Genomic DNA, 17,911 nt, shown 5'->3' with positions numbered 1-17,911 from the left:
CAACGGTTCCAGCTTCGGGCCCCGACGAGGAACTGACGCACCAGCAGCAGAAGTCACACAACTACTAACGATCAACTACTGGCGCAGGACACTAGCAGCTTTCACGATCGTTTCAGCCGAACAACTTCCATTACCCGTGTCGGTAACAGTGAAGGTGGTTCTGTGGGATTAGGCGCAGTCGCTGCCACACGCTTCCAGTCCCGCAGCCTGCGCCAGCAAGTCATCCCCGAGCCGAAGCCCAGCTCCCGGGGGAGGTACTCCTACTGGACGCCGGTGTGCACCATGTACAGGATGCCGCACAACACCTCTCGGTCCGCCAGCGGCTTGTGGCCCGGATACCGATACCGCCGTTCACGCTGTGGCAGCAGCGGCTCCAGACGCTCCCACAGCTCATCCGACACGATCCACGGCGACGTTCCCACACCCGGACGGAACGCTCAACTCCCGCCTCAGACACGGCAACCAGGACCGATTCACCTCATTGTGTTACTGACTTTTACATGGGGCCTCAGACGGCGGCCGTACGACCTACGGCCGTCGGCCACGCGGCCACGCGTTTACAGCCTCCTCAGGCTGATGCCGCTGCAGGGTGCCCGCGCATGTGAGTTCTGACCATGCCCCGGGGTGCTAGTACCCGATCAGGACGCCTCCATCGCTCCGCGCGCCGCTTCGACGAACCGCCCCAGGCACCGCAGGTAAGCCGCCTGCACCTCGTTGAAGTGAGCGTGCGCGTCCGCGTCGTCACCGCAGGTGATGCGCCACAGGCACCGGTTACCGTTCAGCGCTGCGTTCAGGACGGCCTGGGCTGCTTCGGCGGTGGCTGGCGGCCCTTCCAAGACGACGACACGGACGCTGTGCATGAGAGGGTCGTACGCCTCGCGCAGCTCCGAACGCAGTTCCTCGAAGCGCGTCAGCCGCTGGTCTCGTTCGGTGATCTGGAGGAACGCGTCCAGGACCCTCCTGTACAACTCACCGATGATGTGGGCGTGTTCCATCAGCTCCAGATAAGCGGTCCGCCGCAACTCCCGCACCCGTCCCCGATGCTGGGACTGCGCTGAGGCTTCGGCTTGGACCCGTGCGGCGCGCACGTTTCCCAGGTTGGTGACCCAGCTCGCGAACACGGCCGTACCGCCGGTGAAAGCCGCGACCCAAACCGCGCTGTCCCCCATGCCGATCAGTGTTAGCGAAGTGCCGGCCTCTGTCGAGGGCGGCTTGCGACACCCGCTTTAGGAGTTCGGTCGGGCGGCCTACGTGGAGCCTTGGCGCTCGTGTTGGTCCAGTGTTCGCGGTTGCTCAAAGCCGCCTGCGTCCGCTGTCGTTGATGTCACCTGGTGATGTCAGGTTGGATGGCGTGATGGAGCGCGTTGAGGCAGGTGGAGGCGCGCGAGCATGGCGACCTGGCCGATGCCCGGGGCTCCGCCGGCCTTCTCCTGGCGGGCCTCGACGCCCTGCTGAAGCGTTACGCGGATGCGCTGCAAGAGCACGAGATTCCGCGGCCGTACTGAGCGAATGGACACTCAGCTGGGCAGCGACGGCACTTGCGCCGCGACGGCTATTGACCTCCGCCCCCTGTCGGGGCCCGACCTTCCCCGTGCTAGGTTGCGCTCCTTGATCGTGAAGGTTAGGTGGGGGCCTTTCATGAAGCTGGCGCGATTCTCGCCGCCAACCGCCGCAGCGCTGCTCCTGGGACTGACGACTGTCATCGGTCCCGGCGCGCTCGACTCGTACGCGGCGTCGGCCGTACCGTTGCCGATCGCGCACTTCGCGCACATGGTCGTGGACGCTCCGCACGGACACCTGTTCATCAGCGGCGGCGCCGGTACCGACGGCATTCTCGTCACCGACCTCGACGGCGGGAACCCGACGATGATCAGTGGTGAGCCGGGTGCTACCGGTCTCGCCCTCTCCGACGATGGATCCGCGCTGTACGCGGCTCTCCCGGACCAGGACGCGATCGCGGCGATCAGTACGGAGAACCTGACCGAGTCGACTCGTTACGCCACGGGCGCGGGCACCCATCCGGACTCGCTGGCCGTCGCAGGGGGCACTCTCTGGTTCGGGTACGGCACGGCAGGCGCTGGCGGCATCGGAGCCGTCGACGGGTCCGGTAAGGTCACTTTGCCGCAGGATTCCGGCACTTGGGCAGCACCGCCTGCGCTGGCGACGACCCCGACGCCCTCCGGCGTACTCGCGGCGGCCGTGCAGACGGGCGACACCTCCGCCTTCGTCACGTACCAGGCCGAGGGCGATGCGCTGACCCGGCAGGCCGCGAAGACGCTGCCCGTCCCCGACCTGAGCGACTTCGCGGTCACGGCGGACGGGCTGCACCTGGCGGTCTCGTCCCCGGCGTACCCGAGGGACGATCGGTACCGCACCTCGGATCTGGCGGCGGATGGGCGATTCGCCATGCCGGTGGGCCCCGGTGCTGTCGCCGTAGCCCCGGACGGCACCGTAGCCGACGGCGAGGGCAACTACGGGTTCGAGGCATTTCCGGAAACGGGCGAGGGCTACTACAACGAGTACGACTACGGGTATCCGCTGCGCCTGGCCGCGCACGGTCTTGCCTGGGCACCGGACGGGAGCCGACTCTACGCCGTGGACGTGGACGGCTCCGGGGGAACACCGACGCTCCGGACAGCTCGTAATCCGGAAACCGCGTGGGTCCGTCTCAACGGACGATCGACCACCACTCCACTCGCCCCCGGCGAGGCTTATTCGTTCCAGGCGGGCTTCGATTCGCCTCTCAGCCTCGGTGCCGGAGAATCCATGATTCCGGGCACTGTACGGGTCACGCGCTACGACGACGCCGATCCGGACGGCGTGCTCATCCCGAACACGACAACCACCCCGGCACGCGTACCGGTCGACTTCTTCGGCTCCTATCACGTCTCCGGCACCGCTCCCCGCAGCGGTCCACTGAGCTTCCGTGTCGACTACTCCGGAAGCGGCCACTACGGCCCGGCCGGCCAGACCTTCGACGTCCCCGTCGCGAAGTACGCGCCCACTATGACGCTGACAGCTCCCTCCGCCGGCGACCGTGCCGCACCGATGACCGTCACCGGGCAACTCACCTGGCCGCATGCGCATGTGACGACCGGAGCCGTTCACGTCGTCAAGACCGATCTGGCGCACGCCTCCGGCTACTCAGTGGGTACCGTGCCCGTCGCCGCCGATGGCAGCTTCGCCTTCCACGACACCCCGCAGGTCGGCGGCGCGAACTCCTACGCCTTCACCTACGACGGTGGCACGTCCTACCTTCCGGTCACGGCGTCGGCGAAGGTGCAGGTGTCCCGGGCCACTCCGAGCCTGAGCGTGACGACCGACGCGAAGTCGTACCACTCCGGCGCGACCGTCGAGGTCACCGCACACCTGGGGACCACGTACAACTCCCGTCTCGTGACGCTGTACGACCAGCCCGCGGGCAAGCCGCGGACGCAGCTCAAGAGCGGCAAGGTCGACGCGCACGGGAACCTCGTCGCGTACTTCAAGGTCGATCGCAACACCGTCTTCAGCGCGGCCTTCGCGGGTGACTACCACTACGCGCCGCGTACGGCGACCACCAGCGCGACCCTCACGCCGACGGTCCGGACGGCGATGCAATGGCCGCTTACGACCACCCGCATCGGATCCACCACCTACCAGGTCTTCTACAAGTCCGAAGTCAACATGGGGTTCAACCTCCAGATCACCCCCCATCAGTCCGGCGGCTGCACAACGGTGTACCTCGAGCACTACTACTCGGGGGCCTGGCATCAGGTCACCTCGCAGAGTTGCGTGCCCCTGTACTCCGACGGCTGGTACGGCTACGGCCGGGATCTGAAGCTCTTCGCGAGCAACGACCACTACCGGATCCGCGGCCACTACACGCCACCGGCCCAGGGCGCACAGACCGCCAGCGTGTGGAGCCACTGGACCTACCTCACTGTCCGCCCCGGCAGGCCCTCGTGAGGCCGAAGCCCTCGGGGCCGCCCCGCACCCACAGCTGAACCGACACGAGTCGGGGCGCCACCCGGCCTCTTCAAGAACCCACAGCCCGTCGGCCGTGCGTGCGGTGTGTCATGTGCTCGCTGCACCGCGTCACCCGCATCGTCCAGTCCGCCGGCCGCCGCGGCACCGTCAAAGGCCCCGGACCATGATCGGTCCTGGGCCTTTGCCCTTGTGCCCCCGGCAGGATTCGAACCTGCGACACCCGCTTTAGGGGAGCGGCTGGGGCGTCTTGCGGGTGACCTGCAACTCTGTTGGTGGAGCTAGCGGGCACGGGCGTGCCCGTTAGGCACCCGTGTTGACCGTGGCTGGCCCCTGCATCTGGCACGGCTGTGGCACGAGGCCGCCCTCCGGACGCAGACACTCACCACCGCTGCTCCTCCTGTTGAGCCGCCTCGGTCGGCCCGGGAACGGCCCGGCGTCAGGAAGGCCGCCGGCATTACGATTCCTTGATCAGCCGCTCACCGTGGATCTTGGCAGCTCGCCTCCAATCGCAAGCCGAGCAACGTTCGAGATACGAGTAGGGGGATGCGTCCATTGCGTCGACCTCCCGCATGCGCTTGAAGTTACGGCGGTTGTGCACGCGTCCGCACGGCCGGTCTGCGGAGTGGTAGATAGTCAGTTCGGGTCCTGGGGTGATGCGCACGAGGCAGGGGAGCTTGGCGCTAGCGTCTCCTAGCGCCGCGATCTCTCTGTCGATCTTCATGAGCTCAATATCGAGACCACGCTCTAACTGCTGCGTCTTCTTGCGGTGGTCATCGAGAATCTTGAGCTTGCGGAGTCGGAGCGCTTGGACTTGGTCAGCGAAGGACACGGGCTTTGACTCTCCTACGAAGTGCTAGTCGGAATGAACACTTCTTAAGGCCTCAGCCCTTGGTCGCTGCCTCATCCCTAGCTCGTTCGTGGGTAGTTCTGCTTGTATCTGCATGCCGCCGCTGCTCGTCGCGGTAGAGGCGCGGCGAGTCGCCACATCCCCAGCTGGCGTGTGGCCCGGTCCGCAGATCCGTGGCCCGCTGGCAGAACGCACGACCCGGTGCGAGGCACCGCGAGCCTCGGAGGCTGGGCCCGTCCGTGCGGGAGGTGCTGAAGCGGCTGATTCCCTGAGCGCCCGCGTGTTCACCGGTGGTGCGACGACTTTCGCGAAACCGTGAACTTTTTGGATCTCAGCGGGGAACAGCAGGTGACACGCACTCACCGATGAGTCAGGGGAAGCATTGTGAGCGGACCACCGCCGTCTGTGGCACGGGCGGAGGACGAGGCGGAGATAGTCGCGCAGTCGTTGGAGCAGCCGGAGCTGTTCGCCCTGCTCTACGACCGTTACGCCCCCGACATCCACCGCTACGCGGCCCGTCGCCTGGGCGACAGTGCCGCAGACGACATCACCGCCGACACCTTCCTGGTGGCTTTCCGGATCCGGTCCCGTTACGACCGTACGCGCGCCAACGCGCGTCCCTGGCTGTACGGCATCGCCGGGAACCTCATCGGCAAGCAGCGCCGCGCTGAGGTGCGGGCGCTCAGGGCGTTCGCCCGCACCAGCCACGACCCGCTCGCCGCGTCCGGGGGCGAGTTCTGGCTCGAGGACACCGACAGCCGGATCGCGGCGCAGGGCCCGCTGGCCGGCGCCCTCGCAGGGCTGTCGGCGCCGGACCGGCACGTCCTGCTGCTCGTCGCCTGGGCCGAACTCACCTACCAGGAGGTCGCGGAGGCGTTGGGCATACCGGTCGGCACGGTTCGCTCGCGGCTCAACCGGGCGCGACGCAAGGTACGTACGGCGCTCGGTGCCGATCCTGCATTCGTAATCGACGCGGCGGAGGTGGCGTAGCTATGGACGAGATGACCGAAGTGCGCGAGCTGCGCGCCCACGTGCCGGTGCCTGACCGGGCCCGGCTCGCACCGGGACGGGGCCGGCTCACCGAAGCCGCGCGGGCCGGGCAGTCGCGCCGCGCGTTGTGGCAACGGCGGGAGTTCGTGATCGTCGCGGTCGTGGCGGCGGTGACCGCCGTCGCCATCACCGCCACCCTGCTGGTGGGCGGCAAGGGTACGGGACTCAAGGTGCAGCCCGCGGCCACACCGAGCGTGCGCTACAAGGGGGTGAGCGCGGCCGAGTTCCTGCGACAGGCCGCTGACGCGGTCCAGGCACAGCCGGACGGTGCCGTTCCGACGGCGAAGCAGTGGATCTATACCAAGTCGGCGCATGAGCCTTCGGACAAGTCCCGTTTTCTGGGCGTTCAGGAGAACTGGATCCGCTACGACGGCTCCGCCAGCGCCTCCCGGATGCGGGAGAACGAGCCGCTCCACATCACCAAGATGAACGTGGAGAACGGAGGCCAGGGCGACGACCGTTCGGCGCGCGAGATGTACCGGGTCCTCCTCACCCTGCCGACCGACGGCAAGGGGACGATGAAGGCGCTCCGCGAGCAGAACGCCACCGCCGATTCCAAGGAACTCTCACAAGCACGCAACGACTACTTCGAGATCCGCGTCCTGCTGTCGGCCGACGTGATGCCGGCCAAGGGCCTGGCCTCTCTCTACCGCGCCCTCGCACTCGTACCGGGCGGAAAGGTCACCGGCCACCTGGTCGACACCGCCGCCGGACGCCGGGTGATCGCCCTCAACTACAGCCGCGGGGAGAACGCCAAGACCAGTGAATCGATGGACGACCAGTGGCTGATCGACCCGCAGACCTACCGGATCGTCGGCATGCGGCTGGTATCAGGCGACGGCAAGGTACTCGCCGGCAAGTCGCTCGTCACGACGGCCGTGGTGGACAAGGCGGGCGACCGCGGCTGACCGACCACGATCGGCCCGCACCACGGGGGCGGGCCGCCCCTCTGTCGAGACCCGCCGGGCGCTCCGCAAGCCCGGCGAGGGGCATGGCGGTTGCTGCACTTCACTGCTGTACGCACGACAGAGGCCCATTCGCGATCACGCGAATGGGCCTCTGACCTGTGTCGGGGTGGCGGGATTTGAACCCACGACCTCTTCGTCCCGAAGCAACTTAGGTAGGCGCTTGACCTATGGCTCGTGCACCTTTCACCTGCTGCGACGGTCCGCAGGCGTCCGCATTCGTCCGCCGCTGTCCGTCGGCATTGTCACGCAGTTAGACACTCACCCGAGGTTGGCGGCCGGGACGGTACCGCAGCGTGGTCCGCTAGGGACCGAGAACGCCCAGCGCGCCGAGTACGAGGCACACCGTGCCGAAGAGGAAGAAGCACCCCAGGGCAATAAGGACTGCGCCGAGCCTGACTGCGCCGGCACTCCTGCCCTCTTGAACCATCAGGAAGCCTACGGCCTTCTGCCTGAAGTCGAGGTACGCAGGCAGCCGCCCAGTCCGCCGCCAACATCCGTCCCATGCTGACGAGTGCCACGCCAAAGATCAGACTGAGGAGGCTTGTCTGGAGCTGGTAGCCGGGGTCGTGCCCGCCCGTAGCTGCGATGATCACTGAACGCCCCCATGGCATGCAGGACAGCACACCTGCCCGGCGGAAAGAAACACCCCATCTTGCCCGACGGCTACCCCTGAGGGGAAAGCCGTATGGTCGGGGGTCGCTGACCTGGGGTTTCACTGTTGGGGGCTGTAGCTCGACTGTCACTGACGGTCGTCGTTGGTCGACCTTGGGGGGCGTCGGACGGCCCAGAGACGGCCCGGCCGTGAAGCTCACAGCCGACGTCAAACAGCGGAGGCAGCCCGCCACTGCGGCCTGATGCGTGCCAGCCCGTGCGGTCGCCGCCACGGTCGTACGGGCACAGGATGGAGATGATGGCTGGCAAGCGGGTTGGCCATTCGCAACGCCGGGACGCGGAAGTCGGAAGGAGGCGCGACGCCATGCCCCAGTTCATGGACGTCCACCACGGGATGAAGGACATCACGACCGACCAGCTGAGGGAGGCCTACCAGGCTAACGTCGCCATCGAAGGGGAAGAAGGCGTCCACTTCGAGAGGGCCTGGGCGGACCCGGAGTCCGGCACGGTCTACTGTCTCTCCGAGGCTCCCTCGGCCGAAGCGGTCAAACGCATTCACGAACGCACAGGTCACCTGGCCGACGAGATCCACCCTGTCCCCCTCACCGTGTGAACAAAGCCCCCACCCGCGGAGAACCGCAGTCGGGAACGTACTTCCCTAACCCACCACTCAGCCCAGCTCCCATCCCGTCGGCGGCAGGAGCGCGTGCGGTGTCCTTCCCCGCCGAGCTGGTCGACGAGATCAGGCACCACCTTGCGCAGTACTCCGGGCCGGGCCAGGAAGGGCATGTCTTCGTGGGGCCGCAGGGCGGGCAGCTTCGGCGGAGCAACTTCCGGGACGACTGGATCAAGGCAAGGAAGGCGGCGGGCGTCGCGGCCGAGCTGCACTTTCACGACCTGCGGCACACCGGCAACACACTGGCCTCCACGGCCGGGGCCAGTACGCGGGAGCTGATGACGCGGATGGGCCACAGCAGCTCAGGGGCCGCGCTGATCTATCAGCACATGACCAGCGACCGTGACCGAGCCATCGCCGACCGGCTCGGTTCCATGATCCGCGGCGGTGGGGGAGCGGCCTCGGGCTCCCCCGAGGAGGCCTCGGCGGACACGTAGGGCGCGCGTGTGGCACGGCGCCTGAAACGGCTAAGGGTCAGCCCGGGAGGAAACCCCTCCTGAGCTGGCCCTTAGTTCTGTGCCTCGGCAGGATTCGAACCTGCGACACCCGCCTTAGGAGTTCGATCAGCTGAACCTCGTGCTTGGGCACCGAGCCTGCGACAGAGCATGGTGAGTTCTCCGTGAGGCGCCCAGACCGATCCAGTCTGGTCACGTTGATGTCAGAGTCTGCCGTCACGACCTCTTCGTCCCGAACGCGATCAGTAGCCTGCTTGACCTCCCCAACCGTTTCGCTGGCCGGAGAGTTGGTCGTGGGCAGCGTCTATTGGCGTCTCGAATCTGCGGCCAGCCGCGACCACGGCTTAATCGGCACCACGGCGACGACCGCAGCCTGATGACGGTTTCGCCGCCAGGGCCAGATGTATGCCGGCGTGTCGCCGAACGGGATCCACCACGTCCAGCGGTGGCCACCGAGCTACGCAGACGATCATGAATAGGACGTGATGAAAATTACCATTCAGCTATTTGGGCTGTTGCATGGCGCCATTCCGAACCTAGCCTGTGGCAACTCCTTAACGCACCGCTGACACCGTGAGGCCGCCCCATGGCATCTGTCGACCAGCTTGCCCCACCAAGCACCGGCCAGCACCACAGCTCCCTCCGACGGAACGTCGGACTGATCGGACTGCTCTGGGCGTCCGCCGGCTCGATCATCGGATCCGGCTGGCTGTACGGCGCGAAGAACGCCGTCGTCGCCGCCGGCCCGGCGGCTCTGATTTCCTGGGGTATCGGCGCGGTCGCGATCGTGCTGCTGGCGTTCGTTCATGCCGAGCTGGGTGGAATGTTCCCCGTCGCCGGCGGTACCGCCCGTTACCCGCACTACGCCTTCGGTGGCCTGGCAGGCATGTCCTTTGGCTGGTTCGCCTGGTTGCAAGCGGCAACCGTGGCGCCGATCGAGGTCGAGGCCATGATCGGCTACGCCGGTCACTGGCACTTCGCCAAGGGCTTCCTCAATGACAACGGCACCCTGACGACGAGCGGCTTCATCGTCGCGGTGATCCTCATGGGCGTCTTCGTCGCCGTGAACTTCCTCGGTGTCACGGTGCTGGCCCGGACCAACAGCGCTGCCACCTGGCTGAAGATCTTCGTGCCGCTGCTCGCCATCTTCGCGCTCGCTGTGACCCACTTCCACAGCAGCAACTTCACCTCGCACGGCTTCGCGCCGTTCGGCTCCAAGGGCGTGCTCGCCGCGATCAGCACCAGCGGAATCGTCTTCGCCCTCCTCGGTTTCGAGCAGGCGATCCAGCTGGCGGGCGAGAGCCGCAACCCCAAGCGCGACATCCCTCGCGCGGTACTCGGCTCAGTGGCCATCGGCACGCTGATCTACGTCCTGCTGCAGGTCGTCTTCATCGGCGCACTGCCCGGCAGCAGCTTCGCCAAGGGCTGGGACAAGCTCGACTTCGTCGGTATCAGTGGCCCCTTCGCGGGTCTGGCCACCCTTGTCGGTCTGGGCTGGCTGACCGTGGTGCTGTACTTCGACGCCATCGTCTCCCCGGGCGGCACCGGTCTGATCTACACGACCTCCACGTCCCGTATCTCCTACGGTCTGAGCAAGAACGGCTACGCGCCGCGCGTCTTCGAGCGCACGGACTCACGCGGGGTCCCGGTGTACGGCCTGATCATGTCCTTCGTCACCGGCGTGGTCTGCTTCCTGCCGTTTCCGAGTTGGCAGCAGCTGGTCGGCTTCATCACCTCCGCCAGCGTGCTGATGTACGCGGGCGCTCCACTGGCCTTCGGCGCGCTGCGCCGGCGCCTGCCGAACCGTGAGCGCAGCTACCGGCTGCCATTGGGCGGTGTGCTCTCCCCGCTGGCGTTCATCGTCGCGAGCCTGATCATCTACTGGAGCGGCTGGCAGACCCTGGAGAAGCTGGGCGAAGCGATCGTCCTGGGCTACATCCTGCTCGGCGGCTACGCCCTCTACGCGACCAAGAAGGGCCTGCCGAACGCTCCGCGGATCAGTTGGAAGTCCGCCCAGTGGCTGCCGGTCTACCTGCTCGGCATCGGTGTGACTTCCTGGCAGGGCACCTTCGGTAACGGCCAGGGCAACCTGCCGATGTGGACGGACATCGCCGTCGTGGCCGTGTTCTCCCTGGCGATCTACCACTGGGCGATCCGCGTGGCCCTGCCGACCGACGCGATCGAGCAGAACATCGAGGACGTCGAGGTCGTCGACGCGGGCGGTCACTAACCCGTCCGCACTCCCTGATACCGGGGCGGTGGGGGAGCGGCCTCAGGCTCCTCCGAGGAGGCCCCTGCGGACACGTAGTGGCACGCGTGTGGCACGGCGCCGGAAACGGCGAAGGGCCAGCCCGGGAGGAAAACCCTCCTGAGCTGGCCCTTCTTGCTGTGCCCCCGGCAGGATTCGAACCTGCGACACCCGCTTTAGGAGTTCGATCCACCTGGCCTCAGGGACCTCAGACGCTCGGGGTGTGAGGCCGCCACGGGTTGCCCAAGGCTCCTGCTGTCTGTCGCCGTTGATGTCAGTTGTGGATGTCAGGAAGGGGGATCGCCGGGGTTTCAGAGATCTGTCGCGCCAACTCATCGATCACCTGCGGGACGACACGCTGAGCGTCCTCGTCTTGCAGCGCTTCGACAAGCGCCTGATGGACTGCCGCATAGGGTTGCCCGGCGTGCGAGGCTCGGGTCCGGTCGACCGCCCGCTCGATCTTCGCCATGTGGGCTGCCACGATCGGCATCGCCTTCTCGTACTCGCTGGGGTCCGTGGCCATGGATTCAGCCGATCAGGCCGGGCCGATGAGGTCAAGGCCGACGGTGCGCCATCAGCTTGGGAAACTGCGATCATTTGCGGCTGATTCAGGCGCTGACGTGGGCCAATGGCTGGACTGGCGCCTCGCCGGGCGGGCCCGCTTTCACCGTGATTCCCCCCTGTTCCCCGCTCGGTCTGGTGCGCTTGTGGTGCGGAAGCCACCTCGGACGGCACTGTCAGTTGTCGTATTGATCAATCAGGGCACGCAGCGAACCTAGGACCTCCTCCCTCTGGGAAGGGGTGAGGTTGCGCAAGTTCGCGTCCAACCGATGGACATGGGCCTTCATCTTGGCGGCGGCCCGCTCCTGATAGGGGAGTGCCGCTGCCAGCACCTCACTTTGCGCCTTCCTGACTAGATTCGTCAGCCCGGCGTCGGTGTAGTCCAGGACGTCGGGGTACGGCGGCTCGTCCCACCACCTGGGGGGACCGTAATGCCGACGCTCCAGGCTCTTCCTCCATTGCTCTGGAGCGCGGTCCCTCTTGCTCGCGTTGCAGGAGCGGCAGGCAGGGACAAGATTTGTGATGTCGTCGGCGCCTCCCTGCTCAAGAGGCACGACGTGGTCGACTACCTCGGCGCGGACTCCCATGCTCCCGCAGTAGGTGCACCATCCGCCGGCAGACGTCAGCACGGCTTCGCGTAGCCAGGAGGGGAGAGGACCGCGCGGTGTTGGGATACGTAGCAGCACTCGGCCAGGCTCGCGGAGCGCAGGTCCTCCGTACATGCGTTTGTTTGAGTGTGTCTCACGCACCACTGATGCGTGGTAGGTGATGACGAAGGGGGGACCACACCGAGGAATCGTGCCTGTCTAGACGTCGTTTCTTATGGTGCGGGTGAGGGCTGGGTGGCCTGGGGAAAGCCCAACTGGTCAAGCAGCGAGCTGAAGAGGTCTTCTGCGAAGGTGTCGTGTGAGCGAAGCAGCTCTTCGATTCTGGATCTCTGTGTCGTAACCGGGATGCCGGCGGCTGCGGCCCAAGCAATGGCACCCTCGGCATCGGTGGGAATCTCGGCATCGAGCTCCGCACGCTTATGTCTGACGGCGTCGTGGAACTCCGGCGTGTCCAGCCACAAGAGTTGGTCATCGAGGTCCTCGGGCTCTTTGACGAGGAGCCTGGCGGCGATGTCCAGGTTGAGCCATGCCTGCCAATGCTGTCCGGTGGTGTCCAGCCCGGTCACGAGAGCGAGGGAACTGTCGGAGACGTCGGCGACGCAGGCTGGTGCCCTGCTCCACTCAACCAGGGCGGGCAGGTGCGCGTCGTCCCACATCCCGTGATCGAACTGGAGCGACTGCCAGCCGCCAGGTCGTGACTCCCATGTGTGCACGGTGGCCTTGAGCTCTTCGCCGATGCTGTCGAATACGGTGGCTTCCAGCAGAGGTCGGTTGCTGCGAGCAAAGACCAGGTGACCCGAAAATCCCACGGAAGTTCCTCCTTCGAGACGTTGGGCGCACCTTATGGGCTGCCGCTGACAACGCAGGGATGGTCGGCATCTGCTCGTCGTCAGTCCGGCTCATCTACTGAGACGGCGATACCCGATCAGAGCTGCGGCGATGGCAACGAACGCGAGAAAGTGCTCGGCTTTGCGTTCATAGCGGCGGTGCAGACGTCGGCAGCCGGCCAGCCAGGACACAGTTCTCTCGACCACCCAGCGGTGGCGGCCCAGCCGCTGGGAGGATTCGCGACCCCTGCGAGCGATGCGGTGGCGGATACCGCGTTGGCGAAGCCATCGGCGCAGGTGGTCGTAGTCATAACCCTTGTCCGCGTGCAGCTTGGTGGGCCGTCGGCGCCGAGGACCGCGGCGGGACCGGATGGGCGGGATGCCGCGCACGAGTGGCTCAAGGCCCTGGCTGTCGTGCATGTTCGCGCCGGAGACGCCCAGGGATAGGGGCAGTCCGTTGCGGGTGGTGATCAGGTGTATTTTCGATCCGCTCTTGCCGCGGTCGGTCGGATTCGGTCCGGTCAGTGGCCCCCTTTTGCCGCCCGCACGCTGACCGAGTCGATGGTGCACCGCGACCAGTCCAGCTCACCGCGCGCGCCGAGTTCGTCGAGGACGACTCGGTGGAGCCTGGCCCACACCCTGGCCCGGCTCCACTGAGCGAAGCGCCGGTAAACCGTGGGCCAGGCCGGGGCGAACACCGGCGGCAGCTGCCGCCACGTGCAGCCCGAGGTTGCCACGAAAATGATCGCTGCCAGCGTCTCACGGTCACAGGCCCGTCGTCGGCCCCCGCCCTGCGGGCGCTTCACCTCTGTCGGCGGCACCACTCGCCGGAACAGCATCCATAACTCGTCCGGTACCAACCGCTCAACGAGATCCGTCATGTACTGCTCAACGAATGATCACACCAAAGGAAAGGGTGTCTTAGGCGAGGTGTGCGCAGGTGTTACCTGCGCACACGGCTCCGGAGTGATTGCGCTGTTCAAGGCCGATATAGCCTTTGACCTGCAACGGAAAGCTACCGAGGTTGTACGGTGGCCCTGGTTGTGTCGCAGGTGTGTCGCATGACGGCTGAGCGGCCCCTGGACACCCCGACCGTCGCCGAGCCCACCCTGACCGCGAGACGGCGATCCGAACGGCTTTCGCGCTCCTGGAATGGGGCTGGCCTGAAGGCCCGGAGCCCGAGACCCTTTGGCCCGCACGGCCGACCGTGGACAGCGGGTCATTGCTAGTGGCTAATGGCTGGTCATCAATCCAGAGACGGGGACGCGGGAACCCGAACGGCGGCCTGAAGGCAGTGAACGACCCGCCGATGGGTGTCCCCGACCTGGTCCGTGGCATCCACCTGGATCAGGAGCTCCTCGATCTCGGCCATGGCCCGACGGGTGAAGAGGGCGAGTATCCCTTGCTTCTGACTGGAGTTGGACAGCGGAAACGACGGCCCGAGCACGCGCAGCGAGTAGTCCTCCCCGTGCACCAGCCCCGCCTCGCCAAGTACGGAGACGGCGTCGTCCCGGGACATCCAGGCGGACGCGGCCACCCGGGCACCCTGCTGCCGGTCGCCCCGAAGGACGACCCGGTACTTCGGATCGTGAAACTGCGCCGCCGCCCCCGCCCCGTTGACCAGCCGGACCATCCAGGCGAGTGGTTCGGAGAGCTCGGACACCTCAACGACGTATCCCACCCAGCCGATCATCGGCCGTACGGCGGAAGCGTATTGGGCCCGCGCGAAGATGAGCCCGGCAGTGACGGTGGTGGCGGTGGTGGCGGACTGGACATCGAGCAGTTCGAGCTTCCAGGGCCAGGAGTCCCGAGCCGAAGCCGGCACGTTGATCCGCACGACGCTCCACACGAGCACCAACGCGGCCAGACCAAGAAGGGTGACCGGAACCTTGAAGAGAGCCGTGTTCCGAAGCACCCGCCGCTGCGGCTCATTGTCCATGCCTCTCCTGCCCCCGGGGAGATCACTGACGCGAGCGTCGATGGTAGGGGGCGGGGGGTGGGTGCGAAAGGGGGCGATTGCGGGTGGGGGAGCCCGTATGTCATGCCAAGGAACTGGTCGTCCGCGCGGACGCGCTGGCCGCGCACCGCCGCGCGCCCGCAGGGCGCGATCACGGCCTCGTAAGGGTGGCAGTCAGGTACGGGCCTGGCACTCAGGTCACTCCAGCTATGGAGGGCCCGCAGGTCACCGGCCCATCTCGACCGAGGTGAACCGGTGTTGACCGCGACTGACCGCCCTATGTGGCACGGCTATGGCACGCGCCGAGCGACCAGGCGCTTAGAAGGCGCTTTGCGGGTTGAACCCCATCATCCCCTTGACCTGCGCCTATTCCTCAACTGGGTGCTCAGGTAAGCGGTCGTCGACACGGATTCGACAGGCATGCGGTTCTGCACAGACGACCAGTCTTCTGCGATGCCTGAGCCGACAGATTTACCCGCGCAGGAGCCGCCTCGGACCTGCGGTTCGGTTAGCAACAGCGATCGCTGCCCCACGTCTGCCCCGGGCCAAAGTGCCCAGGGCCGGTGTGATCGTCTGTTCGCCCCAGGTCGGGAGCCGTTCCGACCTGGGCTGGGAGGGGAGCGGCGGTCGCGAGCGCTCGCGACCGATAGTGGATGAGACCAGAACTGGGACCAACGGCAGCAACGATCGGCGCTCGCCAGCGGGCGTACTACTCGGGGTGACCCCAGGCGCAGGGGGCACACAGCCGTGACCGCATAATGCGCGGGTGACGATGAGTTCAGTGCCGTACGCGGAGGTCCCCGCTTGCCCCTGGGTGTCCGCCGATGCCAGGCGGTGGGCGGACGCCCGGGTGCCCGCGTGGGCGCGGCCGGTGGGGCCGGCTGTGGTGCTGCTGGTGGCCGTGGTCATGGCGGTGATGTTCTCGCCCGACCCGATGTGCACGGTGGCAGCGCCCTGTGGGGCGGACTGGCTCGATGCGGCCGGATCGATGCTCTTCCTGCCGCACCTGGTGTGGCTGTTTGTGCTACCGGAACTCGCGCTCGTGTCCGCTCCGTTGCTGCTGATCTGGATGAGCAATCCCGATACTTGGCTGGGTGGGCCGGCCGAGAAGATCGCGGATGCCGTCGTTGTGGCGGCGCTGTGCTGGGGCTGGGCGGCCGTCGTGGCGCGGCTGCGGGCGCGCGGCCGCCAACGCTTGCTCGTGCTCGACGCGGCCGGCGGCATCACGGCGCCTTCCCCTGCGACGGACGACGTCCGCCCTTGGCGCCGGGGCCTGGTCCGCGGCATTGCGGGGGCGATCCTGTGCGCGGTGGCCGGTGCCCTGATCACGACCGTCGTCGTGGACGACCGGACAGACGACCGCCTGGCCCGTACGGCCACGTCGGAGAACGCCCGAGTCGTGGCCTACAACACTGACGACTACACCGTCACCGTCCGCCTCTCCGATAACACACGACACAAGTTCGACGCGCAGGGCAGCTATCGGGTCGGCAGTAGCGTGCCGGTGCTGATGCACGGCGATTGGACGCGGCTCGCCACTGAGCCCTACGGCGACCGCACCGGCCGCCAGGCGCTGGCACTCGTCCTCGCCGGGCTCGGCGTCACCGTGCTCGGCTCGGGCCTGCTCTCCCGCCGCCGGGCGGTGGCGCTGCACCGCGCCTCGGTCCCGGTACTGCGCGTCCTGACCCGTCACCATCAGGAGCGTACAGAGATATTCGCCGCCGACGACACCGCCACCCTGCGCCCGGTGCTGAGCTACGAGCCCCACACCCGCACCCGCACGGCACTGCGCCAAGCCCTGCTCTACGGTGCACCTCACGAGGGCGGTGAGTTGATTCTGGCGAGCGCAACGGAGTCCGGGCAGTGGCTCGTTGAGGGGACCGCGTCCCCGATACGGCACGGTTCTCCCGACGGCACGGGCAAGCCCGGGGTACACCGTCCCGGCACAGCACGCACGGCCGCACACCGCCGGGCCGCTGAGGCCCGCGTCCAAGACGCCCTCGCCGCGATGACCCCGGCCACCGGACCGGTCCGGTGGCAGGCAGGTCCGGTGGCGCGCTCCGTCGGAGCGGCGCTCCTCGTCGTGGCCATCATGCTGCTGGGGACGTCCTTCACGGATTCCCCTACGTGGTGGCAGCTGCCCATCTGGTCGCTAGGTGGTTTGTACTGGGTGAGCGTCTGCCTCCGGATGATGATCTGGCGGATCACCGCCGACTCCAATGGACTGCACGTTCGCGGCCTGTGGCGTACTGCCCACCTCCCGTGGACGGATGTCATCCGCGCTGTCTACACCCCCGAAGGTGAGCTGATCGTCCGTTGCCGCACCGATGTCGACGACGCCCCCGTCGGCAGTGTCGGCTTCCCGCCGCTGGAGCGACGGCTGCGCCGCCCAGGCCGTGCTGAGCGTGCCGCCGCCGAGATCACCGCGATGGTCCGCGAGCCGGGCCTGCGGCCGAAAAACGACGCCAGATGCACATGAGCCACCTCCGCTCCGCCCCTGGCACGCTCAGCAGTCCGTCATATCGGCCGCTCGCGGGCTGACGCCAAGCAACTGAAGCTCGCGTGCCGTTGCGGTGGTTGCCGTACTTCGCTGCTGTGGCGCAACGGCTCCGGAGACCGCTGTCCTGCTCAGCGCTCATCAGACCGTCGTACGGTCCGCGGTGGCTTCGGCCCGCCGTCGCATCATCTCCCGCTCCCGCGCTCGTCGCGCGGTGACATCACGGATGACCGCTCCGACGTGCGCGCCGCCGTCGGGGGCGGCCAGCAGCACCACGCTGAACTCGATGGACAGGGTGCTGCCGTCCGCCGCCAGCGCGGGAACCGTCAGGAGGTCGGCCTCCCCGTACTTGGTGGCTCCTCGGTCCATGGCCGTCCGAAAACCGTCCCAATGACGTCGCCTGTGCTTTTCGGGGATGATGACGTCCAGACTGCGCCCGGCCACATCGGCCGCCGAGAACCCGAAGATGCGCTCCGCACCCCGGTTCCAATAGCGGATCAGTCCTTCGCCGTCGATGATCACTATGCCGTCGGGTGCCTGGGCAGCCATTCCCAGCACCACCTCGGGATCCAGATCTTCCATGTCGCCTCCGAGCCGGGGCCATTGGTGGCGACAGTATACAGAATCCAGCGTTTG

At 67.1% G+C, this 17,911-nt stretch carries 16 protein-coding genes and 1 pseudogene; 8 read left to right on the top strand and 9 right to left on the bottom strand.

The features are described from left to right. Window positions 1-191: 191 nt before the first annotated feature. Both ACIBK0_RS39185 and ACIBK0_RS39180 read right to left on the bottom strand, forming a co-directional pair. A pseudogene (locus ACIBK0_RS39185) lies at window positions 192-462 on the bottom strand (transposase); the annotation flags it as partial. 176 nt (window positions 463-638) lie between these two features. Further along, a complete protein-coding gene (locus tag ACIBK0_RS39180) occupies window positions 639-1,169 on the bottom strand; it encodes a hypothetical protein (protein WP_399090901.1) in 531 nt (176 codons plus the stop codon). Between the two features lie 204 nt (window positions 1,170-1,373). On the opposite strand from ACIBK0_RS39180, the gene ACIBK0_RS39175 reads away from it, so the two are divergent. Both ACIBK0_RS39175 and ACIBK0_RS39170 read left to right on the top strand, forming a co-directional pair. Continuing rightward, window positions 1,374-1,505, top strand: coding sequence for a DUF6959 family protein (locus ACIBK0_RS39175; RefSeq protein WP_399090934.1), 132 nt, complete (start codon window positions 1,374-1,376; stop codon window positions 1,503-1,505). 133 nt (window positions 1,506-1,638) lie between these two features. After that, window positions 1,639-3,948, top strand: a complete 2,310-nt coding sequence (locus tag ACIBK0_RS39170; RefSeq protein WP_399090898.1) for a hypothetical protein — start codon at window positions 1,639-1,641, stop codon at window positions 3,946-3,948. Window positions 3,949-4,423: 475 nt separating this feature from the next. Here the strand turns inward: ACIBK0_RS39170 and ACIBK0_RS39165 are convergent, their stop codons facing one another. Beyond that, window positions 4,424-4,798 carry a hypothetical protein gene (locus ACIBK0_RS39165; RefSeq protein ID WP_399090895.1) on the bottom strand — a complete coding sequence of 125 codons (375 nt, stop codon included), beginning with the start codon at window positions 4,796-4,798 and terminating at the stop codon, window positions 4,424-4,426. 402 nt (window positions 4,799-5,200) lie between these two features. Here ACIBK0_RS39165 and ACIBK0_RS39160 point away from each other — a divergent pair, with 402 nt between their 5' ends. The 5 genes from ACIBK0_RS39160 (at window position 5,201) to ACIBK0_RS39140 (ending at window position 10,807) form a co-directional block, all read left to right on the top strand. After that, the gene (locus tag ACIBK0_RS39160) at window positions 5,201-5,806 is read left to right on the top strand and encodes an RNA polymerase sigma factor (RefSeq protein WP_399090892.1); all 606 of its coding nucleotides are present in this window, start codon (window positions 5,201-5,203) and stop codon (window positions 5,804-5,806) included. Window positions 5,807-5,808: 2 nt separating this feature from the next. Continuing rightward, on the top strand, window positions 5,809-6,774 hold the full coding sequence (locus ACIBK0_RS39155) for a CU044_5270 family protein (RefSeq protein WP_399090889.1): 966 nt from the start codon (window positions 5,809-5,811) through the stop codon (window positions 6,772-6,774). 1,036 nt (window positions 6,775-7,810) lie between these two features. Further along, window positions 7,811-8,059, top strand: a complete 249-nt coding sequence (locus tag ACIBK0_RS39150; RefSeq protein ID WP_399090886.1) for an SCO4226 family nickel-binding protein — start codon at window positions 7,811-7,813, stop codon at window positions 8,057-8,059. A gap of 98 nt (window positions 8,060-8,157) precedes the next feature. Further along, complete coding sequence (locus ACIBK0_RS39145; RefSeq protein ID WP_399090883.1) at window positions 8,158-8,559, top strand: tyrosine-type recombinase/integrase; 402 nt, start codon at window positions 8,158-8,160, stop codon at window positions 8,557-8,559. A gap of 604 nt (window positions 8,560-9,163) precedes the next feature. Beyond that, on the top strand, window positions 9,164-10,807 hold the full coding sequence (locus tag ACIBK0_RS39140) for an APC family permease (RefSeq protein ID WP_399090880.1): 1,644 nt from the start codon (window positions 9,164-9,166) through the stop codon (window positions 10,805-10,807). Between the two features lie 292 nt (window positions 10,808-11,099). Here ACIBK0_RS39140 and ACIBK0_RS39135 read toward each other — a convergent pair whose 3' ends face one another. From ACIBK0_RS39135 to ACIBK0_RS39115, 5 genes are all read right to left on the bottom strand, one after another. Then, complete coding sequence (locus ACIBK0_RS39135) at window positions 11,100-11,348, bottom strand: hypothetical protein (RefSeq protein WP_399090878.1); 249 nt, start codon at window positions 11,346-11,348, stop codon at window positions 11,100-11,102. A gap of 214 nt (window positions 11,349-11,562) precedes the next feature. Continuing rightward, window positions 11,563-12,108, bottom strand: coding sequence for an HNH endonuclease (locus tag ACIBK0_RS39130; protein ID WP_399090931.1), 546 nt, complete (start codon window positions 12,106-12,108; stop codon window positions 11,563-11,565). A 98-nt stretch (window positions 12,109-12,206) separates the two neighbouring features. Then, complete coding sequence (locus tag ACIBK0_RS39125) at window positions 12,207-12,803, bottom strand: hypothetical protein (protein ID WP_399090875.1); 597 nt, start codon at window positions 12,801-12,803, stop codon at window positions 12,207-12,209. 90 nt (window positions 12,804-12,893) lie between these two features. Further along, window positions 12,894-13,702 (bottom strand): IS5 family transposase gene (locus ACIBK0_RS39120; RefSeq protein WP_399090872.1). Its coding sequence is split into 2 segments (ribosomal slippage): window positions 12,894-13,352 and window positions 13,355-13,702, totalling 807 coding nucleotides; the frame shifts between segments, so codons are not numbered across the junction. A 365-nt stretch (window positions 13,703-14,067) separates the two neighbouring features. Next, window positions 14,068-14,760 (bottom strand): hypothetical protein, encoded by a 693-nt coding sequence (locus ACIBK0_RS39115; protein ID WP_399090869.1) that lies wholly within the window; start codon window positions 14,758-14,760, stop codon window positions 14,068-14,070. A gap of 784 nt (window positions 14,761-15,544) precedes the next feature. Between ACIBK0_RS39115 and ACIBK0_RS39110 the strand changes: the two genes are divergently transcribed. Further along, window positions 15,545-17,257, top strand: a complete 1,713-nt coding sequence (locus ACIBK0_RS39110) for a hypothetical protein (protein WP_399090866.1) — start codon at window positions 15,545-15,547, stop codon at window positions 17,255-17,257. Between the two features lie 159 nt (window positions 17,258-17,416). Here ACIBK0_RS39110 and ACIBK0_RS39105 read toward each other — a convergent pair whose 3' ends face one another. Further along, window positions 17,417-17,857 (bottom strand): PAS domain S-box protein, encoded by a 441-nt coding sequence (locus tag ACIBK0_RS39105; protein ID WP_399090863.1) that lies wholly within the window; start codon window positions 17,855-17,857, stop codon window positions 17,417-17,419. Window positions 17,858-17,911 lie beyond the last annotated feature (54 nt).

The sequence above is a fragment of the Streptomyces sp. NPDC050564 genome (assembly GCF_044457265.1).
Taxonomy (GTDB): Bacteria; Actinomycetota; Actinomycetes; order Streptomycetales; family Streptomycetaceae; genus Streptomyces.
Note: the sequence above shows the minus strand (reverse complement) of the source record. Positions and strands in the feature narration are given on the sequence as shown.

What these genes read in the sequence shown, in the direction of transcription:
- ACIBK0_RS39180 (WP_399090901.1), bottom strand. Translation starts at nt 1,169, where the DNA reads ATGGGGGACAGCGCGGTTTGGGTCGCGGCTTTCACCGGCGGTACGGCC.
- ACIBK0_RS39170 (WP_399090898.1), top strand. Translation starts at nt 1,639, where the DNA reads ATGAAGCTGGCGCGATTCTCGCCGCCAACCGCCGCAGCGCTGCTCCTG.
- ACIBK0_RS39155 (WP_399090889.1), top strand. Translation starts at nt 5,809, where the DNA reads ATGGACGAGATGACCGAAGTGCGCGAGCTGCGCGCCCACGTGCCGGTG.
- ACIBK0_RS39150 (WP_399090886.1), top strand. Translation starts at nt 7,811, where the DNA reads ATGCCCCAGTTCATGGACGTCCACCACGGGATGAAGGACATCACGACC.
- ACIBK0_RS39140 (WP_399090880.1), top strand. Translation starts at nt 9,164, where the DNA reads ATGGCATCTGTCGACCAGCTTGCCCCACCAAGCACCGGCCAGCACCAC.
- ACIBK0_RS39135 (WP_399090878.1), bottom strand. Translation starts at nt 11,348, where the DNA reads ATGGCCACGGACCCCAGCGAGTACGAGAAGGCGATGCCGATCGTGGCA.
- ACIBK0_RS39130 (WP_399090931.1), bottom strand. Translation starts at nt 12,108, where the DNA reads ATGTACGGAGGACCTGCGCTCCGCGAGCCTGGCCGAGTGCTGCTACGT.
- ACIBK0_RS39115 (WP_399090869.1), bottom strand. Translation starts at nt 14,760, where the DNA reads ATGGACAATGAGCCGCAGCGGCGGGTGCTTCGGAACACGGCTCTCTTC.
- ACIBK0_RS39105 (WP_399090863.1), bottom strand. Translation starts at nt 17,857, where the DNA reads ATGGAAGATCTGGATCCCGAGGTGGTGCTGGGAATGGCTGCCCAGGCA.